Origin of the sequence: Cryobacterium sp. TMT2-4 (genome assembly GCF_004402575.1) — a bacterium.
GTDB classification, from domain to species: domain Bacteria; phylum Actinomycetota; class Actinomycetes; order Actinomycetales; family Microbacteriaceae; genus Cryobacterium; species Cryobacterium sandaracinum.
Map to the genome: position 1 here is coordinate 55,641 of NZ_SOGE01000031.1, position 18,202 is coordinate 73,842.

General features: G+C 68.2%; 18 protein-coding genes. 7 read left to right on the plus strand and 11 right to left on the minus strand.

Annotated elements, in window-relative coordinates:
- Positions 1 to 7: 7 nt before the first annotated feature.
- Entirely contained in the window at positions 8 to 802 is a 795-nt protein-coding gene (locus E3O54_RS10285; RefSeq protein WP_198411476.1) for a LysR substrate-binding domain-containing protein, read from the minus strand.
- Between the two features lie 96 nt (positions 803 to 898).
- On the opposite strand from E3O54_RS10285, the gene E3O54_RS10290 reads away from it, so the two are divergent.
- Positions 899 to 1,336 carry a DUF5997 family protein gene (locus E3O54_RS10290; RefSeq protein ID WP_174720213.1) on the plus strand — a complete coding sequence of 146 codons (438 nt, stop codon included), beginning with the start codon at positions 899 to 901 and terminating at the stop codon, positions 1,334 to 1,336.
- 254 nt (positions 1,337 to 1,590) lie between these two features.
- On the opposite strand, the gene E3O54_RS10295 is transcribed toward E3O54_RS10290, so the two are convergent.
- Both E3O54_RS10295 and E3O54_RS10300 read right to left on the minus strand, forming a co-directional pair.
- Positions 1,591 to 2,334: an alpha/beta hydrolase gene (locus E3O54_RS10295; protein WP_134401535.1), complete on the minus strand. Its 744-nt coding sequence runs from the start codon at positions 2,332 to 2,334 to the stop codon at positions 1,591 to 1,593.
- Positions 2,335 to 2,694: 360 nt separating this feature from the next.
- Positions 2,695 to 2,943, minus strand: coding sequence for a hypothetical protein (locus E3O54_RS10300; protein WP_134401536.1), 249 nt, complete (start codon positions 2,941 to 2,943; stop codon positions 2,695 to 2,697).
- Positions 2,944 to 3,484: 541 nt separating this feature from the next.
- On the opposite strand from E3O54_RS10300, the gene E3O54_RS10305 reads away from it, so the two are divergent.
- Positions 3,485 to 4,072 (plus strand): NUDIX hydrolase family protein, encoded by a 588-nt coding sequence (locus tag E3O54_RS10305; RefSeq protein ID WP_104101004.1) that lies wholly within the window; start codon positions 3,485 to 3,487, stop codon positions 4,070 to 4,072.
- A 42-nt stretch (positions 4,073 to 4,114) separates the two neighbouring features.
- Here E3O54_RS10305 and E3O54_RS10310 read toward each other — a convergent pair whose 3' ends face one another.
- The 4 genes from E3O54_RS10310 to E3O54_RS10325 form a co-directional block, all read right to left on the minus strand.
- A complete protein-coding gene (locus tag E3O54_RS10310; RefSeq protein ID WP_104101003.1) occupies positions 4,115 to 4,648 on the minus strand; it encodes a GNAT family N-acetyltransferase in 534 nt (177 codons plus the stop codon).
- Positions 4,649 to 4,959: 311 nt separating this feature from the next.
- Positions 4,960 to 6,513, minus strand: a complete 1,554-nt coding sequence (locus tag E3O54_RS10315; RefSeq protein ID WP_134401537.1) for a DEAD/DEAH box helicase — start codon at positions 6,511 to 6,513, stop codon at positions 4,960 to 4,962.
- Positions 6,514 to 6,745: 232 nt separating this feature from the next.
- The gene (locus E3O54_RS10320; RefSeq protein WP_198411477.1) at positions 6,746 to 7,426 is read right to left on the minus strand and encodes a DUF1684 domain-containing protein; all 681 of its coding nucleotides are present in this window, start codon (positions 7,424 to 7,426) and stop codon (positions 6,746 to 6,748) included.
- A complete protein-coding gene (locus tag E3O54_RS10325; RefSeq protein WP_104101001.1) occupies positions 7,423 to 7,935 on the minus strand; it encodes a hypothetical protein in 513 nt (170 codons plus the stop codon). Before E3O54_RS10325 ends, E3O54_RS10320 begins: the two co-directional genes overlap by 4 nt.
- A gap of 43 nt (positions 7,936 to 7,978) precedes the next feature.
- On the opposite strand from E3O54_RS10325, the gene E3O54_RS10330 reads away from it, so the two are divergent.
- The 4 genes from E3O54_RS10330 (at position 7,979) to E3O54_RS10345 (ending at position 10,771) form a co-directional block, all read left to right on the plus strand.
- Entirely contained in the window at positions 7,979 to 8,407 is a 429-nt protein-coding gene (locus tag E3O54_RS10330) for an EVE domain-containing protein (RefSeq protein ID WP_241976854.1), read from the plus strand.
- A 140-nt stretch (positions 8,408 to 8,547) separates the two neighbouring features.
- On the plus strand, positions 8,548 to 9,813 hold the full coding sequence (locus tag E3O54_RS10335; RefSeq protein ID WP_134401539.1) for a hypothetical protein: 1,266 nt from the start codon (positions 8,548 to 8,550) through the stop codon (positions 9,811 to 9,813).
- Between the two features lie 21 nt (positions 9,814 to 9,834).
- A complete protein-coding gene (locus E3O54_RS10340; RefSeq protein WP_134401540.1) occupies positions 9,835 to 10,389 on the plus strand; it encodes a 2-phosphosulfolactate phosphatase in 555 nt (184 codons plus the stop codon).
- 79 nt (positions 10,390 to 10,468) lie between these two features.
- Complete coding sequence (locus E3O54_RS10345; RefSeq protein WP_104100997.1) at positions 10,469 to 10,771, plus strand: DUF427 domain-containing protein; 303 nt, start codon at positions 10,469 to 10,471, stop codon at positions 10,769 to 10,771.
- 67 nt (positions 10,772 to 10,838) lie between these two features.
- Here E3O54_RS10345 and E3O54_RS10350 read toward each other — a convergent pair whose 3' ends face one another.
- The 4 genes from E3O54_RS10350 to E3O54_RS10365 form a co-directional block, all read right to left on the minus strand.
- Positions 10,839 to 11,333 (minus strand): SprT-like domain-containing protein, encoded by a 495-nt coding sequence (locus E3O54_RS10350; RefSeq protein WP_134401541.1) that lies wholly within the window; start codon positions 11,331 to 11,333, stop codon positions 10,839 to 10,841.
- Complete coding sequence (locus tag E3O54_RS10355; protein WP_241976856.1) at positions 11,333 to 12,502, minus strand: sorbosone dehydrogenase family protein; 1,170 nt, start codon at positions 12,500 to 12,502, stop codon at positions 11,333 to 11,335. Before E3O54_RS10355 ends, E3O54_RS10350 begins: the two co-directional genes overlap by 1 nt.
- A gap of 163 nt (positions 12,503 to 12,665) precedes the next feature.
- Positions 12,666 to 13,229 (minus strand): hypothetical protein, encoded by a 564-nt coding sequence (locus E3O54_RS10360; RefSeq protein ID WP_233191403.1) that lies wholly within the window; start codon positions 13,227 to 13,229, stop codon positions 12,666 to 12,668.
- 264 nt (positions 13,230 to 13,493) lie between these two features.
- On the minus strand, positions 13,494 to 14,363 hold the full coding sequence (locus E3O54_RS10365; protein WP_134401542.1) for a spermidine synthase: 870 nt from the start codon (positions 14,361 to 14,363) through the stop codon (positions 13,494 to 13,496).
- A 310-nt stretch (positions 14,364 to 14,673) separates the two neighbouring features.
- Here E3O54_RS10365 and rpoB point away from each other — a divergent pair, with 310 nt between their 5' ends.
- The gene (rpoB, locus tag E3O54_RS10370) at positions 14,674 to 18,168 is read left to right on the plus strand and encodes a DNA-directed RNA polymerase subunit beta (protein ID WP_104100993.1); all 3,495 of its coding nucleotides are present in this window, start codon (positions 14,674 to 14,676) and stop codon (positions 18,166 to 18,168) included.
- Positions 18,169 to 18,202: the final 34 nt, after the last annotated feature.

The following is an 18,202-nucleotide window of genomic DNA, read 5'->3' on the forward strand; positions in this document are numbered from 1 at the left end:
CGGAGGGCTACCGGCCGCCGCGGCGCTTGCCCGCCCGGGGGCTGGGGGTGTTGCGGGTGCGGCCCGGGGCGCTCGTCGCCTTCTTCGCCACGGCCGGCTTGGATTTCGCCGCCGCGACCCGCACGGCTTTCGCCGCCGCCTTGGCCTTGTCGGTCTTCTTCTCTTTTTTGACCTTTTCGGTGCCGGCGGGCAGCGAGTCGACCCGCGAGCTGTCTTTCGTGCGGCCGCGCACGATGCCGATGAACTCTTCGACGTCTTCCGTGGTCTCACGGGAGAGCCAGGCCAGGGACACCTGGCTCTCGGCGACATCCTCGACCGGGCGCGAGATGACATCCTTTCGGCCGTATAGTCGGGCGATCGAATGGGGGACGATCAGGATGCCGACCCCAGCCGCGACCTGCGCCATCGCGTCGTCGAGGTCGCGCATGGCCGGGAGCGGGCGGCGGGTGCCGTCCTTGACCTCGGTGGCCACGAGGCGCCATTCGGGCACGTCGTCGGGGTCCTGCAGCAGGTGTTCTTCGGCCAGGTCGGCCACCAGCACGCTGTCGGCGTCGGCGATGAAGTGGTCTTTGGCCGCGACGACCACCGGGATCTCCCGGTAGAGGGCGATCAGGCTGAGATCGGTCTCATCGACGGGCAGGCGCACCAGGCTGATCTGGGCGCGGCCGTCACGCAGCACCGCGTCCTGTTCGGACGGGTCGGTGCGGAAGACCTCGAGTGGCTGGTCGGGGCGTCGATCGGCCCAGGTGCGGGTCCACTTGGTGGGGGTCACACCGGCGACGAAGGCAAGGGAAAAGGTCACCGGCATCCTTTCTCGTGATGGCACTGCGAACGTAGATCCGTGGGGAGCGGCTGTCTCTCAGGCTATGCGGGTGCTCTCAGGCTATACGCTTGGCTGATGAGCGAGAAGAAGACCCAGACCATGAAGCCCGCCACGGCGGCCCAGAAGCTCGGGATTCTGCTCGAAGCAGCCCCGGAAGAATTCCAGAGCGTGCCCGTGTCGCGCACCGAACTGGCCGCGCTCGAAGCGAAACCGCCTGCCTGGCTGGTCGAACTGCGGGCGAACGGCCCGCATCCCAAGCAGGTCGTCGCCGCCAAGCTTGGCGTCTCGATCTCCGGCCTCGTGCGCGGCGCCGTGACGGAGCCGCTCACCTCCGCCGAGATCCAGGCTCTGCTGCAGCAGCCGCCAGCCTGGCTCGTGACCGAGCGTGCCACCCAGTATGAGGTGCGCGAGGAGCAGATCCGGGTCAAGGACCGCGACGCCGAGCGCGCCCGCAAGATCGCCCACGTCGCCCGCCAGGCAGCCCAGAACGAGAAGGCCGGTCGCGGCCGCTAGCGCCGCCGTCCCGCGCGCACGTCGCTCCCTCCGCGTCGTCTCACCAATTCGACGGAGATTTTGCCTGTAGGACGTCGATTCCGGCCTTTTTGGCCAACTCGGGCCAAAATCTCCGTCGAATTCGTTCGGGGCGGGAGACGCTGCTGTGTCGGGTGTCGGGTGTCGGGTGTCGGGTGTCGGGTGTCGGGTGCGGGGTGCCGGGTGTCGGGGTGCCGGGTGTATCGGGTGTAGCGGGGGTCGGGGTGCCGGGCCTCCTAGGCGTCGTACTGCGCGCGCAGGAACGTGACGATCTCGTCCAGTTCGGCTTGCGAAATGGAATGGCCCATGCCCTCGTAGATGCGCTCGGTAAGTGTGGAGTGTTCGGGAAGCCAAGCCCGGGTGCGGTCGACGGCATCCTGCGGGATGACCGGATCGGCCGTGCCGCGACCCCAGAAGACCGGCAGGCGCCGCTCACGCAGGCGCTCGTCACCGGTGTGCTTGCTGCGCCCCACGAAACCGGACAGCTGCACCGCGAACGCGAACCGGTCGGGTGCCTGACGCAGCAGCTGCAGCGCCATAGCCCCGCCCTGCGAGAAGCCGAGTAGTCCGACGGACGCGGGCTGCTCGGGAAGGCCGTCCAGCCATTCGAGCACCCCGGCAGCGGCAGCATCCAGTGCGTCAGCGCTCGGCGAGCCCGGGTTGACCTTGGCGCCGGCGGCCCCGATCGGGAACCAGGCCCAGCCCGGACCGGCCGGGAGCGGGGCGCGCAGCGCGGCGATCACCGGATGCAGCGGCAGGTGCGGCGCCAGCGAGAAGAGATCCCCCTCGTGCGAACCGTAGCCGTGCAGAATCAGCAGAAGCGGTCGCCCGGCGCGGTCGGCGCCAGACGCGCTCCACAGCACGCCATCCGGGTCGATGGGCTCGGCGCACGCCGCGGCGGCGCCGGTGGTGCTGCTCTCGGTGGTGTCGTCGCTCCCGGTGGAGGCGTCGCCGCCGGGATTGGTGTCGTTCGGGCCCATGGTGGTCCTCCTGTTCGAGGTCGACACCGAGAAACGCCGACGGGTCAATCTTTCCACTCCCGGGGACGCGGCAAAATCGGTCGGCATCCGTCGTCCCCGTGCAGAACTCCGGCGATCCGCTGCGAGAAGCCGGAAAGATGCCCGTATTTGCGGGAACCGTGCCACGGCTCCGCCGAATTTCAGGGGTCATGCACCACTGGCCGGCACTTCCCCACGTGGCGGCGGCATCCGCGGGCACCCCGTGGCCAACTCAGGAGATTCCGGCAGCGGCGGGCGCGCCCCCGCAGAGTTCCGCATGTTACCGCGTCGTTTCGCTGGGCGGCCGCGCCAGCCACCCGTTTCTCCTGAGTCAGCCTCACCTCACTCGCCCCGCCTGGCCTGCCCTGGCCGGCCCGAGCATCCGTCGCCACCTGCTCGACCGGCGGCGGATGTCCCGATCAGTTGGTCCGCCGCCTCGCCCCGCGCCGCCGGAGTGAGGCCCGCGAGGTCGCCCGTCGCCCACCAGAGACGGCCGGCGAACCCCAGTCCGGTGTTGTGGGTGACTGCGCCGGCCCGAGCCACTCGGTCGATGAACCCGGCGAGGGGAGCGAGGCCGAAGGAGATCCCCACTGGGTGATGCGCATGGCCGCGCCGTTGGTCGTGCCGAAGCGCCCGGACTCGAGGGATGACACGCCGGATCGCAGGCGCTCAAGCGTCGTCGTCGAGGGTCCGAGCAGATCGAGGGAGCCGCGCGCCCGCGCCCGTTTCACCGAGTCGAGAAGCCGCTTCGCGAAGACGCCGGGGTCGCCCTGGCCGTGACAATCGATCAGGAGCGGACCAGCAGACTGGCCTGCTCCGTGTCATCCGTGATCGACCCGGCGGGCATCCCGACGGCGATCGGCTGGTGCGGTCCGGGGTTCCGAAACCCCTCACTGGCGCCGTAGTCGGCCTCGATCTAAGCCCGGGACAGGTCCTGCGTCGGCATCCCGAGTGCATCGCCGAGGGCCAGCCGGTGAAGGCGCCGAGCGCGCGGTCGTGGCGCGCCGCCGCAGTTCTCTGCCTCACCATGCGCAGACCGTCGCCGCACGCGCGCCGGACCGCGCCCGTTCCGTCCGACCCGCAGCGGGGTGCCTATGGCGTATCCGGGCGCAGGGTACGACAGAATAGCCTCATGAGCGTGCGCACCCCTGACCCCGATCCGGACTGGACGCCTGGCCCCGAGGGCGCGGGGCCGCCCCACACCAACCCGGGCTGGCTGAGCGACGTCGAGCTGGCCGAAGTGCGGCGCCGACTTCCGATCCTTTACATCGAGGCGGTGCCCGTGCGAGTCGACGGCCTCGGCCAGGTCGTGGAGGTCGGCGTGCTCCTGCGCGCCCGGTCGACCGGCGAGATGACCCGGATGCTCGTGTCCGGCCGCGTGCTCTACGGCGAGACCCTGCGCGACGCCCTCTTCCGGCATCTCGAGAAGGATCTCGGCCCGATGGCCTTCCCGCAGCTGCCGATGAGCCCGGTGCCGTTCACGGTGGCCGAATACTTCCCGATGCCGGGCATCACCGCGTTCACGGATGACCGCCAGCACGCCGTTTCGATGGCCTACGTCGTTCCCGTCACCGGCACCTGCGACCCGCGCCAGGACGCCCTCGAACTGACCTGGATGACCCCCAAGGAGGCTGCCTCCGACGCGGTGGCGGCCGAGATGGAGGGCGGGCGCGGGGCGCTGCTGCGCATGGCGCTCGCCTCGGTCGGCGAGCTGCGCTAAGCCGCCTGATGGCGGCCCGATCCTGCGGGCCGCCGCTGCGAGCTACTCGGTCGTGACGAGTGACAGACGACGCGCGAGCGAGCGCGGTCGCACCAGGCGCACTTCGTGGAGCTGTTCGCCGAGCACTTCCTGATCCTGCTCGTGGCCGTCGGGGGCGTAGCCGTTGCGCTTGTAGAACGAGTGCGCGCGGGGGTTGTTTTCGGCGACCCACAGGTAGGACGGGCCCTCGTCGACGACGGCGTCGAAGAGCTGCTGGCCGATGCCGGTGCCGTGGTAGGCGTCGAGCAGGTAGATGAAGTAGAGCTCCATCGGGGCCGGTTTGTCGGCGTCGCGGGACGGCCCGCTGCCGGCGAATCCGACGATCTCGCCGTCGACGAGGGCCGCAACCTGGCGGTGGTTCGGTCCCTGGGCGCTGAACCGGCGCCACATGGCGGCCAGGCGTGCGGGCTGCAGCTGCTCAAGGGCGGCCTCGCTGAGCAACTGGTCGTAGGTTTCGTGCCAGCAGGTGGCATGCACGCGGCCGAGGCTGTCGGCATCCGCTTCTGCGACGGGACGAAGTACTGCTGTGGTGGCCATGACCCGAGACTAGCTCAGCCGCAGGCACCCGATTGACGCTGCCGGGTTCTGCCCGTGGTCACTGCGCCGACGGCTCCCGTCCGATCCGCGACTTCCCGGTCTACGGCGGCTCCAGACCCCGCCGATGAGTCGGATAACAAGTGGCTAACTCCTGAGATCCGGTGGCGCCATGGTGCGGCGCCACGTGATTCCGGGGCCGAGCATCCGTCACGGGCATGTTTCTCCTGAGTTGGCCACAACGCAGAACGGGCCGGCCTCGGGAGAGGCCGGCCCGTTCACAGTGGAACTAACGTGCAGATGCTGCCGAGCGACTAGCCCTGCGCGCGGCGCGGGGCCGAGCGACGAGCGCCGCCGGTGGCGCCGGCGCCGCGCACGAGGCCTCCGACCTGGAGGCCGCCGGAGCGACCACCCTGGGCCGGACGGCTCTGGGCGTTGCCCGATCCCTGGCTGCGACCGGATGCCGCGGGGCGGCCCGAGCGCTCCTGGCGCGCTCCGCCGGCGGGTGCCACTGCGTCGCTGCCGCGGTGTCCGCGGTTGCCACGTGCTCCACCGGCGCGGGCGCCGGAGTCACGGGAGCCGGAGTCGCGCTCATCGCGGTTGACGCGCTTGCGCTGGGCGTTGGCGCCCTGCGAGCGGCCGCCCTGGGACTGGCCGTGCGGCTGCTCCACGCGGGGGAGCGGCTTGACGTACGCTGCGACGTCGCCGACGAGGGCGTCCACGGCGGGGGAGGACGCGGTCACGCGCTGCGGGGTCACCTTGATGGCGGCCTTGCGCAGCAGCGCGTCGGTGTCGCGGCGCTGTTCGGGGAGAACCAGAGTCACGACGTCGCCGGCGCTGCCGGCGCGGGCGGTCCGGCCCGAGCGGTGCAGGTACGCCTTGTGCTCGGCCGGCGGGTCGACGTGGATGACGAGTTCGATGTCGTCGACGTGCACGCCGCGGGCGGCGACATCCGTGGCGACGAGAACCTTCACGTCGCCGGCGCTGAACGCGGCGAGGTTGCGGTCACGGGCCACCTGTGAAAGGTTGCCGTGCAGGTCGACGGAGGGGATCCCGGCGTCGGTGAGCGACTTGGCGAGCTTCTTGGCCTGGTGCTTGGTGCGCATGAAGAGGATGCGGCGGCCGGAACCGCTCGCGAGCTTCTCGACGAGCGCCTTCTTCGATTCGACGCCGTCGATCTCGAAGACGTGGTGCGTCATCGCGGAGACGTGGCTGTTGGCCTCGTCGACCGAGTGCATGACCTCGTTGTGCAGGAAACGGCGCACGATCTTGTCCACCCCGTTGTCGAGCGTGGCCGAGAATAGCAGGCGCTGGCCGCTGCTGGGCGTCTTGTCCATGATGCGCGTGACGACGGGCAGGAAGCCCAGGTCCGCCATGTGGTCGGCCTCGTCGAGTACGGTGATCTCGACGGCGTCCAGGCTGATGAAGCCCTGCTTCATGAGGTCCTCGAGGCGACCCGGGCAGGCCACGACGATGTCGACGCCGGCCTTGAGTGCGGAGACCTGGCGGCCCTGCGAGACGCCACCGAAGATCGTGGTTGTGTTGAGGCCGTACGCCTCGGCCAGCGGCGTGAGCGCGTTGGTGATCTGCGTGGCCAGCTCGCGGGTCGGGGCGAGGATGAGGCCGAGCGGGCGGCCCGGACGACGTCGGCCGCCGGCGAGCTGGCCGCCGAGGCGCGACACCATGGGCAGTGCGAACGCGAGGGTCTTGCCGGAGCCGGTCTTGCCGCGGCCGAGCACGTCGCGGCCGTTGAGGGTGTCGGGCAGCGTGTCCACCTGGATCGGGAACGGGCTGTCGATGCCCTGCTCGGTCAGGATGGCAACGAGAGGGGCCGGCACGCCGAGCGCGCTAAAGGAAGTTTCAGACAAAATGGTGCCTTTCGGGCATCAGATTCCTCGGGCATCCGTTCCGCACGGGCGGCAACTCGGAGCCTCAGAGGTTTCACATGGCGAAGGTGCCGATGGGCACATCCGTTCGCCGTAAGAAGGTTTAATTCGAAAAATCGGGCCGGCCCTGGTGGGCTGCCGCAATAAGAAGAGGCGTTCTACGACGCAGCGGGCGCAACTACGCACCCGCAAGCTTCCATCGTAGCGGATGCTGTCAAGCCCTAGGGTCGAACGCCCGCCCGACGGGAGCCGTGGGATGGCGCTCCGCACCGGGGGTCAGCTCGCCGACGGGCACCTCCGCGGCCACGGTATTGCCGGCCTGGGGCAGCGGACAGGCCCACATCGGGTCGTACGCGCAGGATGGGTTGTAGGCGAAGTTGAAGTCGAGGATGATGCTGTCGTCGTCGGCCCCGGCGCCCAGGTCGGCGCCCTTAATCGTGTCGAGCAGGTAGCGACCGCCGCCGTAGGTTCCGCCGGGCTTGCCGGCCAGACCGTCGCGCACAGGCAGAAAGAGCCCGCCGCCGTAGTTGGAGAGCCGCCACAGGTCGATTGGTCCCAGGTAGGGCAAACGCACGGTGCCGACGAGGTCGAACTGCACCTTCCCGTCGGTGCCGGTGTCAACCGAGATGCGCATCGGATGTTCCGCGCGGTGCACCTCGGCCTCGAACCGCCAGTCGGGGTCGTAGGCGGCGACCGGCAGCCCGGTGAAGCCGGCCCGGTCGTCGGGCATCAACGGCGACGCCGAATGCCCGCCGAACAGGTCGTCCCTGCCGCTCCGCCACAGTTCGTGGCCGGCGGCCGGGTCGTGCGCGCTGAGCTGGCGCACGCCGCCGTACAGCCCGAACACGCGCCGACGCCAGTCGGCCACCTGCAGGGCGCCGAGGGTGGTGCTCACGAGCTCGCGCCGGACTCATCGACGCCGAGGTCGAGGCTCCAGTTCGGCGCGAGGCGCTTGAGCTGGTGCAGCCGCCACTGCCAGAGCGCCCAGAAAACGGGCCAGCTGGCCAGGGTGAGCGCGCCGGTGCGGAAGATCAGCTGGTCTCGAAAAAGCGTCTTGCCGGTGCCGGCCGGGTCGGGAGACACGGCCATCCGGTGGTCCCAGAGGGTGACCGAGGCGAGCGGCCCCGATACCCCGCGGCCGGTGTCACGCAGGATGCGCACGCCATCCTTCCGGGTGGTCGCCATGGTCAGGCGAATCACTTGGTCGCCCATCGGCACCAGGCCGAGCGCAGTCAAGCTGACCGGATGCTCACCCGGCTCCCAGATGGTGGGGAACCCATCCATCTCAAGCGATTCGACGCTCACCACGGGCGAACTTACCTCGCGGAACACGGCAGGACTCCGCAGGGCGCGCCAGGCGGCATCGGGGGAGCAGTCGAGGATCTCTTTCAGAAGAACACGCATGACCCCAGTCTGTGGTGCTGGGGCATGCAGTACAACTAAGAGGGTGGCAATTCGATACTGGCTGGGCGTTGCCTCACGCGAACACGTGCTGCGCGCCGTCTCGGTGGGGCTTGTGCAGGCCAGCCACGGGGCCCGGGTGGCGCTCGAGCAGATGGGCGAGTCCGACGGGGTGGTCTACTATTCCCCGAAGACGAACATCGACGGCGACACGCTGCGCGAGTTCACCGCGATCGGTCGCATCGCCCCCGGAATCGTGCATCAAGGCGAGTCCGCCGCCCCGAGCTCGTACCGCCCGTGGCGACGTCACATCGATTACGAAACGGATGTCGTGGCCGCCTCCATTCGCCCGCTCCTGTCGGTTCTCGAGTTCACCCGCAGCAACCCCGACTGGGGCTACCAGCTGCGCCGGGGGCTGCTCGAGATCTCCCGGCACGACTTCGAGGTGATCCGGCGGCAGATGCGCCGGGAGTAGCGCTGGTACCAGCCGTTCTTCGCAGATGATGCCGAGGCGACCCGTTTCCGCGGCGATTGTGGGTGGGATCGGCGATTTTCGAGGACGTGCCACCGGGTGCGGCGCCGGGGTGAGGCGCATCCTTTCGGTACACTGAAGGCATGACTGGCGAGTTCTGGTGGGTGCCCTCGGCCGTCGTGTTCGGTGGGGCGGCAGCGGTCGTCGTGGTGATCGTGATGATCATGCGGCGCCGGGTCCGGGCGCGCGCGCGCGTCGACCTCGCTCTGGCCGCGGAGCGCACCCGAGCCGCCGCAATCGCCCTCGTGCGTGCGGATGACCTGATCGAGGTCGCCACCGACGAGCTCGGTTTCGCGGTCGCCCAGTTCGGGGAGAACGCCACCAGCGACTTCGCCGCCGCGCTCGACGCCTCCCGGCGGCAGGTGCGTGACGCGTTCCTGCTGCAGCAGAAGCTCGACGACAGCGTGCCCGACTCCGAGGGTGAGCGTCGCCGCTGGACCGAGGAGATCATCGTGCTCGCCGACGAGGCCGTCAAGCGCCTTGGCGCGCAGACCCGCACTTTCGACTCCCGGCGCGGCGTCGAACGGGATGCCCCGCTGCTGCTTGAGAAGTTGCGTCGTCGCCTCGACCGGGTCGCCGACCGCGTCGCGGCCGGCACCGCCAGCCTCTCCCGACTCAGCCGCACGTATGCCGCGCACGCCCTGGCCCCGATCAGCGGCAACGTCGCCCGCGCCGAAGAGGCCGTCGATGACGCCCGCCGGGCAGCGGATGCCGCGGCCGCCCGTCTCTCCCGCGAAGCCACCGACCCCGTGGGTGACCAGTTGCTCGCGGCCGAGCAGGCCCTGCACCGCGCCGGCACCCTGCTCGACGCGATCGAACAGGGCGAAGACCAGTTGCACGTCGGATTCGCCTCCCTGGCTCGAGCGCTCGACGCGGCGGACGCCGAGCTGGCCGAGGTGCGCGCGCTGCGCGACACCCACGAGGAGACCACGGCCCGCGGCGAACTGAACCGCGTTATTGCGGAGGCCGACCGGGTGGTCGGCGAGTTGCGGCAGCCGTCGCGCTTGAGCGACCCTGCCGCTGACCAGTCCCGACTGCGCACGGCAATGGACGGTCTCGACCTGATCCGTTCCGAGGCCCGCAACCGCCAGTTGCGGCTCGACAACGCCCGCGGCGCGCTGACCGGCGCTCTGTTGGCCGCGCGCAGCCAGATCACCGTGACCCGCGACTTCATCACCGCGCATCCCGGCCGCGTGGGCGCTGTGGCGCGCACCCGCCTCGCGGAGGCCGAACGCAAGCTGAGCCTGGCGGCTTCGGAGGCCGACCCGGTGTCCGCACTGGACACCGCGCGCAGCTCGATGACCCATGCCACGGATGCCGACGCGCTCGCCCGCTTCGACGACCGGTAGCGCCGCCGCTACCCTTGGGGAGTGAACAAAGACGCGCCCCAACAGAAGTACCAGGTCCGTTTCGATGTCGGCCTGGCCGGGTTCCAGGCTCTGGCCGCCGAGGCCGACGTGGTCATCCTGGCCGACGCTTTGCCGTCGCCCGGCTCCGAGATCGTTCTCCCGACTGCCCTGCACGAGCACCAGGTCATCGCCGCAACCCTCGCCAATCGCGAGAGCGTGGCTGATTGGGTGCTCGCCCGCCAGGCGGAGAAGGGAGACCGGTTCTCCGTGGCCGTGATCGCCGTGGGCGAGCAACGCCAGGGCGGCACCCCCCGGTTCGCGGTGGAGGACTTCCTCGCCGCCGGCGCCGTGATCGACGCCCTCGCCGCCCGCGGCATCGACCACTGCTCGCCGGAGGCGGCCGCGGCCGCCGCGGGATTCGCGGGTCTCGCGCGGGCCGTGCGGCACCTGGTCACCGCGTCCGAAACCGCCCAGGCGCTCGTCGCCGAGGGGAGGTCGGCCGAGGTGCAGGCGACGGATGCCCCGGCGCGCTCCCCGGGAATCTCCCGATTGCGGGAATTCGCCTTTCCGGGCTGAGGTTGTTCCTGAAGCGGTCTCCGAGCCGAACCCCTCGTTTCACCCTCACCGTTTGAATCTCACTGAAGGAGCAACTCCCATGAAGGCAGTACTCAACGGCACCGTCATCGCCGAAGCACCGCAGGCAGATCTTCTCAAGATCGAGGGCAACTGGTACTTCCCACCGGCGAGCGTGAACTCCGAGTTCCTCGTCGAGAGCCCCACGCAGTACACCTGCTCCTGGAAGGGCGCGTGCCAGTACTTCAGCGTCAAGGACGGTGAGACTCTGCTGCAGGATCGCGCCTTCAGTTACCCGACTCCGCCCTCGGCCTCCTTCGACCGGGTCGGCCAGGACTACAGCAACTACGTCGCCTTCTGGAAAGAGGTCCAGGTCTCCGAGTAGACCGCTCCTGGCCGGAAGGACGGCCCGGGTAATCGGTGGTCGAGCCTGTCGAGACCACAGGGCAGCGCTAGGGCTTCGCCGCCCCCGCAGCCTGTCGCCGGGCGGCGGCCGTGATCTCGCGCCGGGTCCACCGGATCAGGAACCGCTTGTCGAATCCGCGCACGCACAACCCGCAGGCGAACGCCCGGGTGGGTTGTCGGTAACGGTAGTGCGCGTGGCCGGCCGGGCAGGTGCCGACCCACGGCGCGAGCTCGTCGGCGATGTCCCCTTCGTGCGTGCTCTTGCCGTCATAGCCGAGGTTCCGCGCGATCACCTTCCACTTCGGCCCGTGGCCGGCGCGCGGTCCGGCCAGAGCGTGCGCGACCTCGTGCAGCAGGATCTGGTGCACGTCATCGTCTTCGTAGCGCGCCGCCAAGTAGCGGGACACGGTGATGCGCCGCACGGTGAAGTTGCAGAGCCCCGCTCGCTTCTTCGCGTTGTCGAAGGCGAAGGTCCAGCTGGGATCGAGGTGCAGCGTGATCAACGCGTCCGCCCAGTGCCGCACCCGGTCGAGGTCGGCCATCAGGGTGCGACCGCCACCTGGTAAAGCCGGTCGTCGCCAGTGGAAGGGGTGCCGCGGCCATCCGTATTATTGCTCACGAACCACAGTGTGCCATCGGGCCCCGACACCACATCGCGCAGCCGCCCGAAGCTGTTCCCGAACCAGTCATCGACCTCGCCTGTGGAGGGATCGATGCGCCACAGCCGCTCGCCGCGCAGGGCCGCCATGAAGATGGTGTCGTTCACGATGGCGAGCCCGCTCGGGCTGGCCTCACTGGTGGGCCACTGCTGCTCCGGGTCGAGGTAGCCGGAGTCTGCGCTCTGTCCCCGGCCCTCGACGATCGGCCAGCCATAGTTGCCGCCCGGGGTGATGAGGTTGAGCTCGTCCCAGGTGTTCTGTCCGAACTCGCTGGCCCAGAGTCGGCCGCTGGAGTCCCAGGCGATCCCCTGCGGGTTGCGGTGGCCGTAGGAGTAGACGAGCGTGCCGAACGGGTTGTCGTCCGGCACGGCGCCGGTCGGCGTCATCCGCAGGATCTTGCCGCCGAGGGAACCCAGGTCCTGGGCGTTCTCGGGGTTCCCGGCGTCGCCGACCGTGGCGTAGAGCAGGCCGTCCGGGCCGAAACCGAGCCGACCGCCGTTGTGGTTACCGGCCTTCGGGATGCCGCCCTGCACCGGTTCGGATGCGCCGAGGGTGTGGCTTCCGACCGTGCCGAGCAGCGGCATCCGTACGATCCTGTTGTCGTCGGCGGACGTGAAGTAGGCGTAGACCCACCCGGTTCCGCCCGGTGCGGCCGGGTCGGCCAGTGCGGCGAGGCCGAGCAGCCCGCCTTCACCGCCCGGGCTCGCCTCGGCGACCCGGCCGGCGTCGCGCAGGCTGCCGTCGGGCAGGAGTTCGCGCATGAGGGTCGTGTCGCGTTCGCTGATCAGGGTGCCGTCGTTCGGCAGTCGCAGGATCGACCAGGGGGCATCCAGCCCGGATGCGATCACGACCGGGGCGTCGACCGGCCGCACCGATGGCCCGGCGGTGCCGGTCGGCCCGGGTGCAACGGTGTCGGACGGAACCGGCTGGGCGGGGGTCGAGGTCTCTGCCGCGGGCCCGGGCGCGGTCGCCGTGCACGCGCTGAGCAGCAGGAGCGCGCCCAGGGCCAGCACCCCGGCCGCGCCGCTGCGTGGTGGCATCCGCCCGCTCATCTTCAACCTCCTTCGCACCGGCACGCTCGCCGGCGCTGTGTCCAGCATGCCCCGAATTTCTGCTTCGTGGTGAGTGGCCCGTTCCGTGCGTAGCTCCTGCAAATCGATGTCTGGATGCAGCCGGCCGGTCAATCGCCGGCCGGCGCCCCGCGGTGCCGACGCGCTACTGCTGTAAGCGGGACTGTCGCCGCTCGGCAATGAATGACTCGACCACCGCAACGGCGACGAGCGCACTCTCGAGGAGGGCGGGTGTGGCGCCGGCCTGCTCCCGCAGCGTCACCGAGGCCGTGAAGTCTGCCAGGGCGGCGTCGAGGTCGCCCTGTTCGAAGTGAACCTTGCCGCGGCTTTCCCGGGCGAACGCCGCGACGGCGCCCCACTCGTGCGTCTCGGACTCGAGCACACAATGGGTCAGCTCGGTCACCGCCTCGTCGAGCTTGCCTCGGTACTGCTGTACCTGGGCGCGACGGATGCGACTGAACGCGAGTTCTTCCCGCGACCCGGTGAACCGGGACTGGCGCAGCGCAGTGTTCGCCATGTCCCAGGCCTCGTCGATCCGGCCGGTCAGCCGCAATAGCACGACCTTCTCGTTGAGGGCGGACAGGCTGCGAAGCTCGCCGAGTTCTTCGAGGCGCAGCTCAGCAGCAGAGAGGTCGACTTTCTCACGCAGGGTGACGGCGTCATAGCCAATGATGATGGGCAGGGTGTGGTCCTGAGGCGAAGGCGGCACATGCCGCGGAGTAAACGTGGTCCCAACCAGCGTAGCCGGGCCGGGCCGGGCTGGTCCCCGATCCGGCCTGATCCACCGGCATCCGTCGCCCTCGTCCCCCCGCCGCGAGCCGCACACGTGGCTAACTCAGGAGATCCCAGCGCGTGAGCACATAAAGCCGCATGAACACGGATGCCCGCAGCACCTTGGCCCCGGATCTCCTGAGTTGGCCACACATCACCCGGCACGCGACGCCCAACCCGTGACCCCCGGCGTAACCGCGGCTCAGCTGCCGAGTTGGAACACCGTGCGGCCGGGCAGCGGGGACGGGGTGGCCGTCACATCCGTCGTCACTATCGCGGTCGCCATGAAGTGCGTGAGCTCAGCACCCTCGACCACTTTCGACGGATGCGGCCCGCCCGCCAGCAGCCGCGACACCCAGCTCGTGTCGATGGGGGTGTGCGCGGCGACGAAGACGATATTGCCGAACCGGCGCCCCTTGAGCACCTGGGTCTCCGCGAGGGCGAGCACGTGTCCGAAGACGGCTGACAGCGTCGCGGCCTGTGAGCGGGCGAACGGCAGACCGGGCCCGTCGGCGACGTTCACGACGAGCACCCCGCGCGGCGACAGAAGGGGAGCGGCCAAGTCGTAGAACTCGCGGCTGGTCACGTGGGCCGGGGTGCGGGCCCCGGAGAAGATGTCGACGACGACGAGGTCCACCGCGCCGTGCAGCCCGGCCGGCAGCTTGGCCAGAACCTCGCGGGCATCACCGTGCCGCACGCGCAGCTGCGCCCGCTTGTCCCAGGGCAGCTCGCCGCGAACGAAATCGATCAGGTCGCTCTCCAACTCCACGACCTGCTGGCGGGAGCCCGGCCGGGTCGCCTCCACGTATCGGGGGAGGGTCAGCGCGCCGGCGCCGAGGTGCACGGCGGTGATCGGCTCGCCCACCTCGCCGATCAGGTCGATCACGTGACCGATCCGCTGCACGTATTCGAAGAACAGCTCGCCCGGATCGTCCAGGTTCACGTTCGACTGCGGCGTGCCGTCCACGATCAGGTTGAAGCTGCCCGGGGTGAATCGGTCGGGCTCGATGACGGCGTGGTGGCCGCTCAATTTCAAGGTGATCGACGGATGTTGCGCTACAGGCCTGCTCATCCCTCAAGTCTGCGCCCTCCGCAGTCTGCACCGGGGCGGCCCGAAACCGGGTTATACCTGAGAATTTATGGCACGTCAAGAATTGAGTGGACATGGTGAACTAACCGGCATATAGTTGTTCTTTGCGCTCCCAGACTAAACTCTGCCTTCATATTGCGGTCGGCTTTGCGTGCTCAAGCCACCTTGACGCATACCTCGTTCCAGGATTTCAGAACACCGGAATTTCAGAACGCGAGGGTCTGAGGAGTTCGTACTCGGTATTCCTTACTAACAGTGACTAGACCTGACGGGGTCCACGGAGGTTATTTCCTTGGCTGCTGCGCGCAACGCAACCACCAACTCACCCAAGAACGGACGCGCCGCTGGCCGTCTTTCGTTCGCGAAGATCACCGACAATCTGACTGTTCCGGATCTGCTTGCTTTGCAGACCGAGAGCTTCGATTGGCTCGTCGGTAACGACAACTGGAAACAGCGTGTCGCAGAAGGCCAGGCGGCCGGTCGACAGGACCTGCCGACTCGCACGGGGCTCGACGAGATCTTCGAAGAGATCTCACCCATCGAGGACCTCGGCGAAACGATGCAGCTGTCGTTCACAAACCCGGAACTCGAGCCGGAGAAGTACACCATTGACGAGTGCAAGGAAAAGGGTAAGACCTACTCCGCACCTCTCTATGTGAACGCTGAGTTCATGAACCACCTCACCGGTGAGATCAAGACCCAGACCGTGTTCATGGGTGACTTCCCGCTGATGACCCCCAAGGGCACCTTCGTGATCAACGGCACCGAGCGTGTCGTTGTCTCACAGCTGGTCCGCTCCCCGGGCGTCTACTTCGACCGCCAGCAGGAGAAGACGTCCGACAAGGACATCTACTCCGCTCGCGTCATCCCGAGCCGCGGTGCCTGGCTCGAATTCGAGATTGACAAGCGCGACCAGGTCGGCGTTCGCATCGACCGCAAGCGCAAGCAGTCCGTCACCGTCTTCCTCAAGGCCCTCGGCCTCACGAGCGAAGAGATCCTCGAGGAGTTCAAGGGCTTCGCGTCGATCGAACTCACCCTTGAGAAGGACAACATCCTCACCAAGGAAGAAGCCCTCAAGGACATCTACCGCAAGCTGCGTCCGGGCGAGCAAGTTGCCGCCGAGGCCGCGCGTGCGCTCCTCGACAACTTCTTCTTCAACTCCAAGCGCTACGACCTGGCCAAGGTCGGTCGTTACAAGATCAACCGCAAGCTCGGACTCGAAGCGCCGCTCAGCGACTCCGTGCTGACACTTAAGGACATCCTGGCCACGATCAAGTACCTGGTTGCGCTGCACGACAACCAGACCACGATCGCCGGCGTCCGCGACGGCAAGCAGACCGACATCCGCATCGACATCGACGACATCGACCACTTCGGCAACCGTCGCATCCGTGCCGTCGGCGAGCTCATCCAGAACCAGGTGCGCACCGGCCTGTCCCGCATGGAGCGCGTCGTTCGCGAGCGCATGACCACGCAGGACATCGAAGCGATCACCCCGCAGACCCTGATCAACGTGCGCCCCGTCGTCGCCGCGATCAAGGAGTTCTTCGGTACCAGCCAGCTGTCGCAGTTCATGGACCAGAACAACCCGCTCGCCGGACTGACGCACAAGCGTCGCCTGTCCGCGCTGGGTCCGGGTGGTCTGTCCCGTGACCGTGCCGGCGTCGAGGTGCGAGACGTTCACCCCTCGCACTACGGCCGCATGTGCCCCATCGAAACCCCGGAAGGCCCGAACATCGGCCTGATCGGTTCGCTCGCCTCGTTCGCGCGGATCAACGCCTTCGGTTTCATTGAGACCCCGTACCGCCGCGTCGTCGATGGCAAGGTCATGAACGACCAGATCGACTACCTCACCGCCAGCGAAGAAGACGAGTTCATCGTCGCCCAGGCGAACGCCCCGCTCACCAAGGACTGGCACTTCGCCGACGCCCGTGTTCTCGCCCGCAAGAAGGGTGGAGAGGTCGACCTCTTCCCCGCGGAAGACATTGGCTACATGGATGTTTCGCCTCGCCAGATGGTGTCCGTCGCCACCTCGCTCATCCCGTTCCTCGAGCACGACGATGCGAACCGCGCCCTCATGGGTGCCAACATGCAGCGTCAGGCCGTCCCGCTCCTGATGAGCGAGAGCCCGCTCGTCGGTACCGGCATGGAGGTTTTTGCGGCCATCGACGCCGGTGACGTGCTCACCGCCGACAAGGCCGGCGTGGTGATGGAGGTTTCGGCCGACGTCGTCACCATTCAGCTCGACGAGGGCGGCACGCAGGAGTACTACCTGCGCAAGTTCGCGCGCTCCAACCAGGGCACGAGCTACAACCACCGCGTCATCGTGCAGGCCGGCGAGCGGATCGAAGTCGGCGAAGTCATCGCCGATGGCCCCGCCACCGAAAACGGAGAACTCGCTCTCGGCAAGAACCTGCTCGTCGCGTTCATGCCATGGGAAGGCTACAACTTCGAGGACGCGATCATCCTGAGCCAGAACCTGGTCAAGGACGACACCCTCTCGTCGATTCACATCGAGGAATACGAGGTCGACGCTCGCGACACCAAGCTGGGCAAGGAAGAGATCACCCGCGACCTGCCCAACGTGTCGCCCGATCTGCTCGCCGACCTCGACGAACGCGGCATCATCCGGATCGGTGCCGAGGTTCGCCCCGGCGACATCCTTGTCGGCAAGGTCACGCCCAAGGGCGAGACCGAGCTGTCCGCCGAGGAGCGCCTGCTGCGTGCCATCTTCAACGAGAAGAGCCGCGAAGTTCGCGACACGAGCCTCAAGGTTCCCCACGGTGAGCGCGGCACCATCATCGGTGTCAAGGTCTTCGACTCGCAGGACGGCGACGACGAGCTCGGCTCGGGCGTCAACCAGCGCGTCGCGGTCTTCATCGCGCAGAAGCGCAAGATCACCGAGGGTGACAAGCTCGCCGGCCGTCACGGCAACAAGGGTGTCATCTCCCGCATCCTGCCGATCGAGGACATGCCGTTCCTCGCCGACGGAACCCCGGTCGACATCATCCTCAACCCGCTGGGCATCCCGGGCCGAATGAACTTCGGTCAGGTTCTGGAAACCCACCTGGGCTGGATCGCCAAGCAGGGCTGGCAGGTGGAAGGCAAGCCCAAGTGGGCCGGCCGTCTGCCCGAGGCCGCGCACAGCGCAGCTCCGAACACCAAGGTCGCGACCCCGGTATTCGACGGCGCGCTCGAGGTCGAGATCGAGGGTCTCCTCGACTCGACGACCCCGACTCGTGACGGCGACCGCCTGATCGACCGCACCGGTAAGACCCAGTTGTTCGACGGCCGCTCCGGCGAACCGTTCCCCAACCCGGTTTCCGTGGGCTACATGTACATCCTGAAGCTGCACCACCTTGTCGATGACAAGATCCACGCCCGTTCCACCGGCCCCTACTCCATGATCACGCAGCAGCCGCTGGGTGGTAAGGCGCAGTTCGGCGGACAGCGTTTCGGTGAGATGGAGGTGTGGGCGCTCGAAGCATACGGAGCCGCTTATGCCCTGCAGGAACTCCTGACCATCAAGAGCGATGACATCCTCGGCCGGGTGAAGGTCTACGAGGCCATCGTCAAGGGCGAGAACATTCAGGAGCCGGGTATCCCCGAGAGCTTCAAGGTTCTGATCAAGGAAATGCAGTCGCTGTGCCTGAACGTCGAGGTGCTGTCGAGCGACGGTACCGCCGTCAGCCTGCGCGACACGGATGACGAGGTGTTCCGCGCTGCGGAAGAACTCGGCATCAACATTTCCACCCGGTTTGAGTCGTCTTCGATCGACGACATCTAGGCCCGGCCGATGACGAACACTTCGAATACTTTCC